A 14,090-nucleotide genomic window follows, 5' to 3' on the forward strand; every position below is an offset into this window, starting at 1 on the left:
CAACCAAGGCACCCGCTTGCACCTCGCCCGCGAACAGATAGGTCTAGGGGCAGATCAGAGGAGTGCCCGATGAAAGACGCCGCGCCGCAGCCCGTGTTCCTGCGCGATTACACGCCCCCCGCCTATCTTGTTGACAGCGTGGACCTGACGTTCCGGCTGCATCCCACAAAGACGCGCGTGATTTCGCGGATCGCCTTTCGGCCGAACCCGGCGGCGCAAGATCGCCGCTTCTTTCTGCATGGCGAGGAGCTGACGCTGCTGCGCGCGGCCATCGACGGGACCAAGGTCACCCCCCAGACCGACACCGAGGGGCTGACCTGCACCGTGCCCGACGCCCCCTTTACCTGGGAGGCCGAGGTCGAGATCGCGCCGGAGGAAAACACCGCGCTGGAAGGCCTGTACATGTCGAACGGCATGTATTGCAGCCAGTGCGAGGCCGAGGGCTTTCGCAAGATCACCTATTACCCCGACCGCCCCGACGTGATGGCACCCTTTACCGTGCGCATCGAAAGCGACCTGCCGGTGCTGCTGTCCAACGGCAACCCGGTGGCGCAGGGTACGGGCTGGGCGGAATGGCACGACCCCTGGCCGAAACCCGCCTATCTGTTCGCGCTGGTGGCCGGCGATCTGGTCGCGACCAGCGGCGCATTCACCACCTGCGAGGGGCGCAAGGTGGACCTGAACATCTGGGTCCGCCCCGCAGACCATGGCAAGGCCGATTACGCGCTGGACAGCTTGATCCGCTCGATGAAATGGGACGAACAGGTCTATGGCCGCGCCTATGACCTGGACGTGTTCAACATCGTCGCGGTGGACGATTTCAACATGGGCGCGATGGAAAACAAGGGCCTGAACATCTTCAACTCGCGCTACGTTCTGGCCAGCCCCCAGACCGCGACCGACCGCGATTACGACAATATCGAACGCATCATCGCGCATGAGTATTTCCACAACTGGACCGGCAACCGCATCACCTGCCGCGACTGGTTCCAGCTGTGCCTGAAAGAGGGGCTGACGGTATTCCGCGACTCGCAATTCTCGGCCGATGAACGGTCCGCGGCGGTCAAGCGGATCGAGGACGTGATCGCCTTGCGCGCCCGCCAGTTCCGCGAGGATGCAGGCCCCCTGGCCCACCCGGTGCGCCCCGAAAGCTTTACCGAGATCAACAACTTCTATACCGCGACCGTCTACGAAAAGGGCGCCGAGGTGATCGGGATGCTGCGCCGGCTGGTCGGACCCGCAGGCTATGACAAGGCACTGGCGCTGTATTTCGAGCGCCACGATGGACAGGCCGCCACGATCGAGGATTGGCTGAAGGTGTTCGAGGATGCCACAGGCCGCGACCTGACCCAGTTCAAGCGCTGGTATTCCCAGGCCGGCACCCCGCGCCTGAGCGTCACCGACGATTTTGCCGATGGCACCTACACGCTGCACCTCCGGCAGGAAACGCCGCCCACGCCCGGCCAGCCGGACAAGGCCCCACAGGTGATCCCGCTGGCCGTGGGTCTGCTGGCCCCCAATGGCGACGAGGTGGTGCCGACCACCGTTCTTGAAATGACCGAGGCCGAGCAGAGCTTTGCCTTCACCGGGCTGGATGCGCGCCCGGTGCCCTCTATCCTGCGCGGCTTCTCGGCGCCGGTGGTGCTGGAACGTGAAACCAGCGCCCAGGAACGCGCCGTCCTGCTGGCCCATGACACCGACCCCTTCAACAAGTGGGAGGCCGGGCGCCTGCTGGCCCGCGACGTGCTGACCGCCATGATCCGCGACGGCGCCGCCCCCGATGGCGCCTTCCTGGACGCGCTGGCCGCGGTGGCCCGCGACGCGACGTTGGACCCCGCTTTTCGCGCGCTGGCCCTGCGCCTGCCGGGCGAGGATCAGATGGCCGAACACCTGCATGCGCTTGGGCATACCCCCGGCCCGCTGACCATCCACACCGCGCGCGAGGCGCTGAAAGATGCGCTGGCCGGCCACCTGCAAACGCTCTGGCCCGCGCTTTACGACGGGTTGGCCTGCCCCGGCCCCTACAGCCCCGGCGCGGCGGATGCCGGGCGGCGCGCCCTGCGCCTGGCCGCCCTGTCCCACATGGCCCGGCTGGACGGCGGCGCGCAGGCCCGCGCCCATTTCGCCGCCGCCGACAACATGACCGACGAGATCGGCGCCCTGACCGCCCTGCTGGAGATCGGCGCAGGCACCGAAGAGCTGGACCGCTTCGCCACCCGCTGGGCGGAGGACCGGCTGGTCATGGACAAATGGTTCGCCCTGCAGGTCAGCCTGGCCGCACCGGAAAACGCAGTCGACACCGCCCGCTGCCTGACCGAACATGCGGCGTTCAACTGGAAGAACCCCAACCGCTTCCGCGCGGTGATCGGCGGGCTGACGATGAACGCCGCCGGGTTCCACGACGCGTCTGGCGCGGGTTACCGGCTGGTGGCGGACTGGCTGCTGCGCATGGACGCGGCCAACCCGCAGACCGCCGCACGCATGTCCACCGCCTTTGAGACCTGGCCGCGCTATGACAGCGAAAGGCAGGCCCTGATCCGCGCCGAACTGGACCGAATCGCCACGCAGGCGGGCCTGAGCCGCGACATGGGCGAGATGGTTGCGCGCCTGCGCGCCGCCGGAGACAGTTGAACCGGAAGGCTTTTCCTTTGACCGGCGGGCTGCGAATCGGGTCTGCTGTCACATGAACGTCATCGTGGTATGGTCTGAGGGCGTATGAAGGACAGAATAGACCCCCTGATCGAAGAACGCGCGCCCTGGCTGTTCCGCGACCGGCCGGGAACCGCGGTTGCGCGCAAGACCCTGACCGATCTGTTGGGCTATCCGCGCACCCTTGCCCTGGGCGAGGTTCTGAAAGATCACCCCGCCCCGGTCATCATGGATGAAATGGCGCGCCTTCTGGCCCGCGACGTGCAGGCCAGCGGGTTGGACAACCTGCCCCGCAGGGGCCCGGCGCTGGTCGTGGCCAACCATCCCACCGGCATCGCCGACGGCATCATGTTGTGGAGTCTCTTGCGCCAGAGCAGGCCCGATCTCTTCTTCTATGCCAACAGCGACATCCTGCGGGTTCTGCCCCAGATGGACGACATCATCGCCCCGGTGGAATGGCGCGAGGAAAAGCGCAGCCACGGCAAGACCCGCGAAACCATGGCCTATACCCGCAAGGCGATCGACGCGGGACGGGTCGGGGTGATCTTCCCCTCGGGGCGGCTGGCAAAACGGCGCGGCCTGTCCCTGCACGAGCGGCCGTGGATGGCCTCGGCGGCCATGATCGCGCGCAAGTTCGACCTGCCGGTGATCCCGGTCAATATCCGGGCGCGCAACTCGGCGCTGTTCTACCTGTTCGACCTCGTGCACCCGACCTTGCGCGACATCACGCTGTTCCACGAGACATTGAACAAGGATCGCCAGCCCTATCGCGTGACGGTGGGCGAGCCGATCTCGCCCTCGGCGCTGCCGGTCAAGTCGGAAGAGGGAATCGCCATGCTGCGCGCGGCCACCTTGGCCCTTGGCGGGCCACATGCCCCGCGCGTCAGCCTGCTGCACAACACCCGCCTGCCCAGTTGGGCCCGGTCCACCGCGATGGGCTGATGCCCCGGCGCCGCGCCCGTGGCACGACCAGAGCAATGGGTATTTTCACCAAGAAGAAGGCACCAGCGCGCCTTGGCCTTCTTCTTGGTAAAAATACCCACGGCCGAACGGCCGCCCCCCCGGCGCAGCGCCGGGGCAAGGGCGCCAGGTGACGCGGGCGCGCGGCCCGGGCTTGCCCCGCCGCCGCCGCTGGCCTAGAAGGCAAGCCAATCCCCAGACAGGAGCCGCGACCGATGCTCGACCTGAGTTTTGAGCCCCCCAAACCCAAGGTGATTTCCGGCGCCAAGGCCGATTGGGAACTGGTGATCGGGCTGGAGGTGCACGCCCAGGTGGCCAGCAACGCCAAGCTGTTTTCCGGCGCTTCCACCACCTTTGGGGCCGAGCCGAATTCCAACGTCGCCTTCGTGGACGCGGCGATGCCCGGCATGCTGCCCGTCATCAACGCGTTCTGCGTGGCCCAGGCCGTGCGCACCGGGCTGGGGCTGAAGGCGGGGATCAACCTGACTTCGGCCTTCGACCGCAAGAACTACTTCTACCCCGACCTGCCGCAGGGCTATCAGATCAGCCAGTTGTACCACCCCATCGTGGGCGAGGGCGAAGTGCTGGTCGACATGGGGCCGGGCGTGGCGCGCCGGGTGCGGATCGAGCGGATCCACCTGGAACAGGATGCCGGCAAGTCGATCCACGACATGGACCCGCACATGTCCTTCGTCGATCTCAACCGCACCGGCGTCGCGCTGATGGAAATCGTCAGCCGCCCCGACATCCGCGGCCCCGAAGAGGCCGCCGCCTATGTCGGCAAGCTGCGCCAGATCATGCGTTACCTGGGCACCTGCGACGGCAACATGCAGAACGGCAACCTGCGCGCCGACGTGAACGTGTCGGTCTGCGAACCCGGCGCCTATGAAAAGTACCGCGAGACCGGCGATTTCTCGCATCTCGGCACGCGGTGCGAGATCAAGAACATGAACTCCATGCGGTTCATCCAGCAGGCCATCGAGTATGAGGCCCGCCGCCAGATCGCCATTGTCGAGGATGGCGGCGGGGTCGTGCAGGAAACCCGCCTTTACGATCCCGACAAGGGGGAAACCCGGTCGATGCGGTCCAAGGAAGAGGCGCATGACTACCGCTACTTCCCCTGCCCCGACTTGCTGCCGCTGGAGATCGAACAGGCCTGGGTGGACGATATCGCGGCCAGCCTGCCCGAACTGCCGGACGAGAAGAAGGCCCGCTTCGTCACCGAATTCGGGCTGACCGAATACGACGCCTCTGTCCTGACCGCCGAGGTCGAGGCCGCCGCCTATTTCGAAGAGGTGGCACAGGGCCGCGACGGCAAGATGGCCGCGAACTGGGTCATCAACGAGCTGTTCGGCCGGCTGAAGAAGGATGACCGCGACATCACCGAAAGCCCGGTCAGCCCGGCGCAACTGGGCGGCATCATCGACCTGATCGGCCGCGGCGACATTTCGGGCAAGATCGCCAAGGATCTGTTCGAGATCGTCTATACCGAGGGCGGCGACCCGGCGCAGATCGTGGAAGAGCGCGGCATGAAGCAGGTCACCGACACCGGCGCCATCGAAAAGGTCGTGGACGAAATCATCGCCGCCAATCCCGCCCAGGTGGAAAAGGCCAAGGCCAACCCAAAACTGGCGGGCTGGTTCGTGGGCCAGGTGATGAAGGCCACCGGCGGCAAGGCCAACCCCAAGGCGGTCAACGAGATCGTGTCGAAGAAGCTGGGATAACCGCGTGACGCAGTATGAATACAAGGTCGTCCCCGCCCCGACCCGCGGCCAGCGTGCGCCGGGGGTCAAGGGTACGGCCGATCGCTTTGCCCATGCGCTGACGGTTCTGATGAACCAGATGGCGGCCGATGGCTGGGAATACCTGCGCGCGGACACCCTGCCCTGCGAGGAACGCCAGGGTCTGCGCAGCCGGACAACGGTCTATCAAAACCTGCTGGTGTTCCGCCGGGCGCATGTCGTGCATGACACCGACGCGGAAACGCCCGCCCCTGCACGGCCCGACCCCGAACAGATGGCGCGCACGGCCGCGCTGTCGCTGCACCCAGAGGTGCCCGAGGGCGAGGCGCCCGAACTGGGCCCCGCGCGTGCGCCGGACATCCCCCCGCCGCCCGAACGGCCGCTTGGCCCGGCAGAAGGGGAAGAGCCGCGCTAACGCGGCGCCCTTACCCCTCCACCGTCAGGGACAGGGCATGGATGCGGTTCAGCACCTCCTTGCCCAACGCGTCATGCACCGCCCGGTGCCGGGCCAGCGGGGCCATTTCGGCAAAGGCTGGCGCCGAAATCTGCACCTTGAAATGGGTTTGTCCCCCTTCGCGCCAGCCCGAATGCCCGCGGTGGCGTTCGCTGTCGTCGATCACCTCCAGCCGCGTCGGCGCAAAGGCCTGCAACAGGCGGCTATGGATTTCGTCGCTCAACTTCATTTTCCCCGTCTTTCCCCTTCATTCCCCTGAACAAACCTCTAAACTTCCGGGTCCGAGTCGAAAAGGTGGCAGGCATGACGAAAAGCGATCCCTTCGGATTCGATATTTCCGTTTCGGCAGATAAGAAGCGGCGCACACGGGGCCGCCGGGGCATGTCCGGGGCGTTCGAAACCTCGCAGCGGGTCTGCGAACATCCCGGTTGCAATGAACCTGGACAGTACCGCGCCCCCAAATCCCCCGATCACCTGGACGAGTACCTGTGGTTCTGCAAGGACCATGTCCGCGAATACAATCTGAAGTGGAACTTCTTCAACGGCGCCACCGAAGAGGAACTAGAGGCCCAAATCGACAAGGACCGCGTCTGGGAGCGGGAAACCAAACCCTTTGGCAAGAATGACGAACAGCGGGCCTGGTCGCGGCTGGGCGTCGACGACCCCCACCAGGTGCTGGGCGAGAATGCCACGCGCAACCCCGGCCGCACCTCCGGTACGCGGCGCCTGCCGCCCACCGAGCGCAAGGCGCTGGAAATCCTGGGCGCGGCGGACACCATGACCAAGACTGCGATCCGCAAGCAATACAAATCGCTGGTCAAGGATCTGCACCCGGACATGAACGGCGGCAACCGCGCCGACGAGGACCGCCTGCAAGAAGTCGTCTGGGCCTGGGATCAGATCAAGGACAGCCGCAACTTCCAGTAGGGCCGCGCGGAGATCGCCGCCGGAAAGAGGGGGGAGAGACACCCCGCCCGCCCAAAAACACGGCGGGCGGGGCCCCGCATCCGCGTCCCTATCACCGGGCGCGCATGCAGATGCCGCCGAACCGAACCGATTACTCAGCGCACTCGTACACCGGCGACATGTCCCGTTCGTCCTCATCCCCGGCCGGACGCCACCTCTGGGTGAAAACGGCGGCATGCACGGCTACGCGCAGTGGTAGCGGCCCCCGCCCTGCCTGTCACCTGCGCATTTTGACGTTGAACCGGATTTGCCACGCACATCGAACGCCGCGCCGCCGCAAAGGGGCTGAACCGCGCCCCATGGCCTTCCCCTTGCGCCCCGGGGCGATATGTTCCACTACGAAGGCTGATCGCGCAGCGCCCGGTGGCGGCCGCCGCGCAGAGCGCCACGGCAGGAACAAGAAACGGACGCAGCATGACAAGCGCAGCCAAACCCACCGAAGACATCTCGGTGCGCGAGGTCTTCGGAATCGACACGGACATGACGGTCAAGGGCTTCGAAGAGCGGACCGACCGGGTGCCCGATCTCGATTCCACCTACAAGTTCGACCCCGACACCACGCTGGCGATCCTGGCAGGCTTTGCCCATAACCGCCGGGTGATGATCCAGGGCTATCACGGCACCGGCAAATCCACCCATATCGAACAGGTGGCCGCCCGGCTGAACTGGCAATGCGTGCGCGTCAACCTGGACAGCCATATCAGCCGGATCGACCTGATCGGCAAGGACGCGATCAAGCTGCGCGACGGCAAGCAGGTGACCGAGTTTCAGGAGGGCATCCTGCCCTGGGCGCTGCGCAACCCCTGCGCCATCGTGTTCGACGAATACGATGCGGGCCGCGCGGACGTGATGTTCGTGATCCAGCGCGTGCTGGAGGTGGACGGCAAGCTGACCCTGCTGGACCAGAACGAGGTCATCACCCCGCATCCCAGCTTCCGCCTGTTCGCCACCGCAAACACGGTGGGCCTGGGCGATACGACGGGGCTGTATCACGGCACCCAGCAGATCAACCAGGGCCAGATGGACCGCTGGTCGATGGTGGCCACGCTGAACTATCTGTCCCATGACGCGGAAACCGCGATCGTGCTGGCCAAATGCCCGAATTACAACACCGAGAAGGGCCGCAAGACCATCGGGCATATGGTGTCGGTCGCGGACCTGACGCGCACGGCCTTCATGAACGGGGATCTTTCTACGGTGATGAGCCCGCGGACGGTGATCGCCTGGGCGCAGAATGCCGGGATCTTCCGCGATGTGGGCTATGCCTTCCGGGTGACCTTCCTGAACAAATGCGACGAGCTGGAACGCCAGACCGTGGCCGAGTTCTATCAGCGGCTTTTCGACGAAGAATTGCCGGAAAGCGCGGCCAGCGTCAGCCTGGGCTGAGCCTGACGGGGAACGCGCCCTTGACGGGCGCGCGCCTCCGGCGGGGGTATTTGGACCAAGAAGAAGGACAGGGCGCGAGGGGCGCCGGGCGGCATGAGCAAGACGACCGACAATCCGGCCGATCCGTTCAAGAAGGCGCTGGCCGAAGCGACGAAGGTGATGGCCGACGACCCCGAGCTGGGGATCAGCTACTCGGTCGATCCGCCGGGCATGGCCGGGGACGCGATGCGCCTGCCGCAGATCAGCCGCCGCATGACCCGCGACGAGGTTCTGCTGGCGCGTGGGACGGCGGATGCCTTTGCGCTGCGGCGCAGGTATCACGACGCGGAGACCCATGCGCGCTATCGCCCCTCTGGCCAGATGGCGCGCGAGCTGTACGAGGCGATGGAGGTGGCCCGCTGCGAGGCCGTGGGCGCGCGCGTCATGCCTGGCACCGCCACCAATATCGACGCCATGATCGCCGCCGAGGCCACGAAAAAGGGCTATGCCCAGGCACGCGAGGCTGGCGAGGTGCCGCTGCCGGTGGCCGCCGGTTACATGGTGCGGCAGATGGCGACCGGGCGCCCCCTGCCCGAGGGGGCCGATAACGTGCTGGATCTGTGGCGCGGCTTTATCGAGGAGCAGGCGGCGGGCACCTTTGATGGGCTGGATGCTGCGCTGGACGATCAGGCGGCCTTTGCCCGGCTGACGCGGCGGGTGATTTCCGATCTGGGCTATGCCGACCAGCTGGGCGACGATCCCGATCTGGACGAGGAAGAGCCCGAGGAAGACAGCGCCGAAACCGATGAAGAGCCCCCCGAAAGCTACGGCGAGGAGGAGCAGCCCGACACGGACCAGGCCGATGCCAGCCCCGAGCAGTCCCAGGACCAGATGCAGGACGCCGCGCAGGCCCATGTCAATCCCGACGAGATGGCCGACGCGGAAATGGGCGACGAGGCCGAGTTGCCCGAGGGTGAGGCACCGCCGCAGCCCCCCGCACCGTCCTTTTCCGAGGCCGACCCCGATTACGCGGTCTTCCGCACCGAGTTCGACGAGGAAATCCGTGCCGAGGATCTGGCCGAACCGATCGAGCTGGAACGCCTGCGCGCCTATCTGGACCAGCAGCTGGAACCGCTGAAGGGCGCCGTCGGGCGGCTGGCCAACAAGCTGCAGCGCCGCCTGCAGGCCCAGCAGAACCGCAGTTGGGAATTCGACCTGGAAGAGGGTATCCTGGATGCCGGGCGCCTGGCCCGTGTGGTGGCCAACCCCACCACGCCGCTAAGCTTCAAGGTCGAGAAGGATACCGAGTTCCGCGACACGGTGGTCACGCTGCTGTTGGACAATTCGGGGTCCATGCGCGGGCGGCCGATTTCCATCGCCGCGATCTGCGCCGATGTGCTGGCCCGCACGCTGGAACGCTGCGACGTCAAGGTGGAAATCCTGGGCTTTACCACCCGCGCGTGGAAGGGCGGGCAAAGCCGCGAGGCCTGGCTGGCCGAAGGTCGGCCGCAGACGCCGGGGCGGCTGAACGACCTGCGCCACATCATTTACAAGGCGGCCGATGCGCCCTGGCGGCGGGCGCGCGAAAATCTGGGCCTGATGATGAAAGAGGGCCTGCTGAAGGAAAATATCGACGGCGAGGCGCTGGAATGGGCGCATCGGCGCCTGGCGGGTCGGCCCGAGGCGCGCAAGATCCTGATGGTGATCTCGGACGGGGCGCCGGTGGACGATTCCACCGTGTCGGTGAATCCCGACAAGTTCCTGGAAAAGCACCTGCGCGACGTGATCGAGATGGTCGAGCGCCGCAAGATGGTGGAACTGCTGGCCATCGGCATCGGCCATGACGTGACCCGCTATTACCAGCGGGCCGTGACGATCAGCGACGTGGAACAACTGGCCGGTGCGATGACCGAGCAGCTGGCTGCCCTGTTCGACAAGGATCCGCGCGCACGGGCGCGCATGATCGGCATTCGAAAGGCGGTCTAGATGTTCCAGAGCTTTGCCAGCCCCACCCGCCCCCAGGACGGCCCGCCGCGTCTGGCCGCCCTGCGCGAAGCGATGGCGCAGGCCGGACTGGCCGGATTCCTGGTGCCGCGCGCCGATGCCCATCAGGGCGAATACGTCGCCCCGCGGGATGATCGGCTGGCATGGCTGACGGGGTTTACCGGCTCTGCCGGGTTTGCCTGCGTGCTGCCGGACCGGGCGGGCGTGTTCGTCGATGGGCGCTACCGGGTGCAGGCCCGCAACCAGGTCAACACCGAGGTCTTTACCCCCGTGGACTGGCCCGAAACCAAGCTGGCCGACTGGTTGCGCGCCAATCTGGACGGGGGCACCGTCGGGCTGGACCCCTGGCTGCACACCCCCGATGACTTGGAAAAGCTGGAAACCGCGCTGGCGGGCAGCGGCATCGCCCTGCGCGAGGTGGAAAACCTGGTCGATGCGGTCTGGCCCGACCAGCCTGCCCCGCCCGCGGGCGAAATCACCCCCTACCCTGCGGAGCTGGCCGGCGACAGCCACGGGGCAAAACGCGCGGCTGTCGCCGAAACGCTGCGCGAGGCCGGGCATCGGGCCGCGATCCTGAGCCTGCCCGACTCCATCGCCTGGCTGTTGAACATCCGGGGCCAGGACATTCCCCGCAACCCGGTGCCCCATGGCTTTGCCGTGCTGCACGATGACGGACATGTCACGCTGTTCACCGATCCGGCCAAGGTAACCGACAGCCTGCGCGCGCATCTGAGGGATCAGGTCACCCTGCGCCCGGTCGAGGCGCTGGCGCCGGGGCTGAAAAGTCTGGTCGGCCCGGTACGCCTGGATCCTGGCTCGGCGCCGCTGTGGGTGTTGCGGCAGTTGCAGGAAAACGGGGTAGAGGTCGCGATGGGCGACGATCCCTGCATCCTGCCCAAGGCACGCAAGACCCCGGCGGAACTGGACGGCGCCCGCGCGGCCCACCTGCGGGACGGCGCGGCGGTGGTGGAATTCCTGGCCTGGCTGGACCGCGAGGCGCCCGGCGGTGCCCTGACGGAAATCGACGTGGTGACCGCGCTGGAAGGGTTCCGCCGCGCCACCGGCGAATTGCGCGATATCAGCTTTGACACGATCGCGGGGGCCGGCCCCCACGGCGCCATCGTGCATTACCGCGTGACCGAGGACACCAACCGCCCCGTCAAACCGGGCGAATTGCTGCTGGTCGATTCCGGCGGGCAGTATCTGGACGGGACCACCGACATCACCCGCACCATCGCCGTTGGCCAACCGCCCGAAGAGGCCCGCGCCCCCTTTACCCGGGTTCTAAAGGGCATGATCGCCATTTCCCGGGCGCGCTTTCCCAAGGGGCTGGCCGGGCGCGATCTGGACGCGCTGGCGCGCTATCCGTTGTGGCTGGCGGGTCAGGACTACGATCACGGCACCGGCCACGGCGTGGGGGCCTATCTGTGCGTGCATGAGGGGCCGCAGCGGTTGTCGCGCCTGTCCACCGTGCCGCTGGAACCGGGCATGATCCTGTCCAACGAGCCGGGCTATTACCGCGAGGGCGCCTTTGGCATCCGCATCGAAAACCTGATCGCGGTGCGCGCGGCCCCGGCGCTGGCGGGCGCCGACGACCGGGCGATGCTGGCGTTCGAGACCCTGACCTGGGTGCCGATCGACCGCCGCCTGATCGACACCGGGTTGCTAAGCGACGAGGAACGCGCCTGGCTGGACCGCTACCATGCCGAGGTTGCGCACCGCATCGCGCCGCTGGTGTCCGACGATGCGCGCGCCTGGCTGCACAAGGCGACTGCCCCGCTCTAGGCAGCGCGCACGGCTGGACAAGATTATTACGTTCATGTCACACAGCGGCGTCAGAAATTGCGTCGCGTCAATTCCCAGGAGATCGCCCGATGACCGACAAGCTGGAGATTCACAAGGCCGACGGGGCATGGGTCGTCCGCGCCGGTGGCGCTGTTATCGCCGAGAGCCGGGACGCGCTGGAGGTGACCGAGGGCGGCACCGCGCCCGTCGTCTATTTCCCGCGTGAGGATGTGGCGATGGCGTTCCTGGATGCCTCTGACAGCCGCACGGCCTGCCCCCGCAAGGGCGAGGCACAGTATTACACCCTGCACACCAAAAGCGGCGAGATCGCCGATGCCGCCTGGTCCTACGAGGCGCCGCTGCCCGGCGCCGAGCGGCTCGCGGGGTATCTGGCCTTTTACCCCGACAAGGTGACGGTCGAGCTGCTGTAACCGGGGATACGATTTTTCTATGAAAAATCGGGCCTCCGGCGGGGGTATTTGGACCAAGAAGAAGGACAGGCGCGCGGGATCAGGAATGTTCCTCTGCCGCGGTCATGGCCAGCGCGCGCGAATAGGCGCGCAACGCGTCGACATGGAACAGCGCGCCCAGCAATTGCGGCTCGCCCCCGGCGGCGCCCGGCACGGCCACGGGGATGAAGGCGTGGCCCCATTTCTCGAATTCCGGCAGGGCCTCTTCCAGGGTCGCCTCGGGGCTGAGCATCACGCCCTGGCCGATCAGGTCGAGGCAGGCCTCGCGCGAGGCGGCGTTGGGGCTGTCCTTGCCCCGCATCAGCACCGCCGCCGAAAAGGCCGATAGCAGGTAGGACTGCGGCCCGGCGGCCAGGTGCTTGTTCCGCCGTTCCAGCTGGGTCAGGAAGAAGGAACGGTCCACCAGCCGGCTGGCCAGTGCGGTGGACATCGACACCGCCAGCATCACTGCCAGCCCGGTCTGCCAGTCGCCAGTCAGTTCGAACACGATCAGCGTGGTCGAGATCGGCGCCCCCAGCACAGCCCCCGCGACCGCGCCCATCCCGGCCAGGGCGTATAGCGTTTCCTCGCCCGCGAGGCTGGGCACCAGCAGCGTGGCCACCATGCCGAAGGCCAGCCCGGCCAACGCCCCTACCATCAGCGAGGGCGAGAACATGCCGCCGCCCATCCGGCCCGCAACCGTGATCGCGACCGCAACGCATTTCAGGGCACAGAAAACGATGGCCTCGTGCAGCAGCAGGCTGCCGGTCAGCGCGGCCGAGGTCGTTTCATACCCCACGCCGATCACATGGGGGTAGAAGATGGCCAGCCCCCCCAAACCCAGACCGGCCAGCGCCGGGCGCAGCCAACGCGGCATCCCCGTGCGCCGGACCAGCCCGGTTGCCAGATCCTCGGACCAGAAGATGGCCTTCATCAGCAGGACGGCCAGCAACCCGCAGAACAGCCCGAGGATCAGAAAGGACGGGATTTCCAGGTAAAAGGCCAGCCCGCCGCTGTCGGGCAGGCTGAATTCGGTGACCCCGCCATATTGCAGACGGTTGATGATCGTGCCGGAAACTGCCGCCACGGTAATCGGCGCGAAGGCATGCACCGCGAAATGGCGCAAGACCACCTCCAGCGCGAAGAGCGCCCCGGCGATCGGCGCGTTGAACGAGGCCGCCACCGCGCCCGCCACCGCGCAGCCCAGCAGGTCGCGCCCGGTGATCCCGTTGGCCTTGATCCGTTCGGACACCCAGGAGGACATGATTGCCGCCAGGTGCACCACGGGCCCCTCACGCCCCGTGGACCCACCCGAGGACAGCGTGATCAGCGAGGCCATGGCCGAGGCCAGCCCCGCTTTGTGTTCCACACGGCCCTCGTTCAGCGCGGCGCCCTCGATCACGTCCGCGACCGAGCGCACGCGACCATCGTCGGTGAACCGATGCATGATCAGGCCCACGATCAGCCCCCCCAGCACCGGCATCAGCAGGATCCAGTACCAGGCAAGCGTTTCGGCATAGGAATGCAGGCGGTGGGTGTCCTCTACCCCGTAGAGCGCGCTTTGCAACGCCTCGATCGCCATGCGGAACCCAAGCGCCGCCCCCCCGGCGGCAATCCCGATGACCAGCGCGATGAACCAGAATTGAACCTGGCTGGGCCCGCGCATCTTGAGCACGCCCCAACCGTTTCGCAAACGGACATAAAGCCTGTCTATCA

Annotated in this window: 11 protein-coding genes; 9 read left to right on the forward strand and 2 right to left on the reverse strand. The window is 66.8% G+C overall.

What is annotated here, in order from left to right; translation table 11 throughout:
* Nucleotides 1–69 precede the first annotated feature (69 nt).
* The 4 genes from pepN to EV656_RS16760 all read left to right on the forward strand — a co-directional run bounded on the left by pepN (nucleotide 70) and on the right by EV656_RS16760 (nucleotide 5,766).
* Complete coding sequence (gene pepN, locus EV656_RS04600) at nucleotides 70–2,631, forward strand: aminopeptidase N (RefSeq protein WP_132600035.1); 2,562 nt, start codon at nucleotides 70–72, stop codon at nucleotides 2,629–2,631.
* An 84-nt stretch (nucleotides 2,632–2,715) separates the two neighbouring features.
* Complete coding sequence (locus EV656_RS04605) at nucleotides 2,716–3,591, forward strand: lysophospholipid acyltransferase family protein (RefSeq protein WP_132600038.1); 876 nt, start codon at nucleotides 2,716–2,718, stop codon at nucleotides 3,589–3,591.
* A gap of 233 nt (nucleotides 3,592–3,824) precedes the next feature.
* Nucleotides 3,825–5,333: an Asp-tRNA(Asn)/Glu-tRNA(Gln) amidotransferase subunit GatB gene (gatB, locus tag EV656_RS04610; protein WP_132600041.1), complete on the forward strand. Its 1,509-nt coding sequence runs from the start codon at nucleotides 3,825–3,827 to the stop codon at nucleotides 5,331–5,333.
* Between the two features lie 4 nt (nucleotides 5,334–5,337).
* The gene (locus EV656_RS16760) at nucleotides 5,338–5,766 is read left to right on the forward strand and encodes a DUF4177 domain-containing protein (protein WP_243695674.1); all 429 of its coding nucleotides are present in this window, start codon (nucleotides 5,338–5,340) and stop codon (nucleotides 5,764–5,766) included.
* A 10-nt stretch (nucleotides 5,767–5,776) separates the two neighbouring features.
* Here EV656_RS16760 and EV656_RS04620 read toward each other — a convergent pair whose 3' ends face one another.
* A complete protein-coding gene (locus tag EV656_RS04620; RefSeq protein ID WP_132600044.1) occupies nucleotides 5,777–6,034 on the reverse strand; it encodes a BolA family protein in 258 nt (85 codons plus the stop codon).
* A gap of 74 nt (nucleotides 6,035–6,108) precedes the next feature.
* On the opposite strand from EV656_RS04620, the gene EV656_RS04625 reads away from it, so the two are divergent.
* The 5 genes from EV656_RS04625 (at nucleotide 6,109) to EV656_RS04645 (ending at nucleotide 12,356) form a co-directional block, all read left to right on the forward strand.
* A complete protein-coding gene (locus EV656_RS04625; RefSeq protein WP_132600047.1) occupies nucleotides 6,109–6,732 on the forward strand; it encodes a J domain-containing protein in 624 nt (207 codons plus the stop codon).
* Between the two features lie 453 nt (nucleotides 6,733–7,185).
* On the forward strand, nucleotides 7,186–8,157 hold the full coding sequence (gene cobS / locus EV656_RS04630) for a cobaltochelatase subunit CobS (protein WP_132600050.1): 972 nt from the start codon (nucleotides 7,186–7,188) through the stop codon (nucleotides 8,155–8,157).
* A 93-nt stretch (nucleotides 8,158–8,250) separates the two neighbouring features.
* On the forward strand, nucleotides 8,251–10,122 hold the full coding sequence (gene cobT, locus EV656_RS04635) for a cobaltochelatase subunit CobT (protein ID WP_132600053.1): 1,872 nt from the start codon (nucleotides 8,251–8,253) through the stop codon (nucleotides 10,120–10,122).
* Nucleotides 10,123–11,925: an aminopeptidase P family protein gene (locus tag EV656_RS04640; RefSeq protein WP_132600056.1), complete on the forward strand. Its 1,803-nt coding sequence runs from the start codon at nucleotides 10,123–10,125 to the stop codon at nucleotides 11,923–11,925.
* An 89-nt stretch (nucleotides 11,926–12,014) separates the two neighbouring features.
* The gene (locus tag EV656_RS04645) at nucleotides 12,015–12,356 is read left to right on the forward strand and encodes a DUF427 domain-containing protein (protein ID WP_132600059.1); all 342 of its coding nucleotides are present in this window, start codon (nucleotides 12,015–12,017) and stop codon (nucleotides 12,354–12,356) included.
* Nucleotides 12,357–12,435: 79 nt separating this feature from the next.
* On the opposite strand, the gene EV656_RS04650 is transcribed toward EV656_RS04645, so the two are convergent.
* Nucleotides 12,436–14,040, reverse strand: coding sequence for a chloride channel protein (locus tag EV656_RS04650; RefSeq protein ID WP_242469083.1), 1,605 nt, complete (start codon nucleotides 14,038–14,040; stop codon nucleotides 12,436–12,438).
* Between the last annotated feature and the right edge of the window lie 50 nt (nucleotides 14,041–14,090).

It is taken from the genome of Rhodovulum adriaticum (assembly GCF_004345735.1).
Classification (GTDB): Bacteria; Pseudomonadota; Alphaproteobacteria; order Rhodobacterales; family Rhodobacteraceae; genus Rhodovulum; species Rhodovulum adriaticum.